The organism is Acinetobacter sp. HR7, assembly GCF_000773685.1.
GTDB classification, from domain to species: Bacteria; Pseudomonadota; Gammaproteobacteria; order Pseudomonadales; family Moraxellaceae; genus Acinetobacter; species Acinetobacter thermotolerans.
Map to the genome: position 1 here is coordinate 1 of NZ_JPQO01000040.1, position 736 is coordinate 736.

The 736-nt window shown below is 41.0% G+C and carries 1 pseudogene and 1 other annotated feature; the pseudogene reads right to left on the reverse strand.

Annotation, left to right across the window (positions count from 1 at the left end):
* Positions 1-629 (reverse strand): annotated as a pseudogene (locus GW12_RS15270) (IS3 family transposase); the annotation flags it as partial.
* Positions 238-354, reverse strand: a sequence feature (AL1L pseudoknot). Its footprint overlaps the pseudogene before it by 117 nt.
* Positions 630-736: the final 107 nt, after the last annotated feature.

Here is a 736-nt window from a genome sequence, read left to right on the forward strand (position 1 = left end):
ATTCTTACCGCCCCAAACGCCTTGTATACCTAGCTTCAGCATCAATCGAGCAACTGTACAACGTGCAATCACATAGCCTTCACGTTTCAGTTGTTGCCAGACCTTACGCACACCGTATCGACCTGAACTTTCTTTCCAAATTCGCTTAATCTCCTCAGCATGCTGCAAGTCATGTAAATCTCGTTTCGCTCGATGTTCTGGATTTACTGTGAGATCTAAAGTCCGGTAATAGGTTGAAGCAGCGATCGGTAAAATCCTACAAATCGCCTCAACACCATATCGATCTTTATTGTTAAGGATAAAATCCACCATTATTTGTGTGGGCGGTCGAGCTCCGCCTGGGCGAAAAAAGCGGCTGCTTTACGTAGAATTTCATTGGCACGTTTTAATTCTTTAATTTCACGTTCCATTTGCTTCATTTTTTCTTGGTCAGATACCTGTTGTACTTTGGCGGGATTTTGTTGATCTAAGTATTTTTGATACCAAACACGTAGTGTTTCAGGAGTACAGCCAATTTTAGGAGCAATTGCGGAAACTGCTGCCCAATTCGATGGATAATCTTTTTCAGATTCAATTAGTAATTGAACCGCTCTTTCTCTAATTTCGGGGGTATAGTTTGGTTTTTTCATCGGAATAGTCTCTCAGAATATTGACTCTCCGACAAACCCGGTACGGTTCAATTTAAATTGAGTAATAAGGCTGTTTTGGAAGCAGGAATATCAACACAAAAGCATTG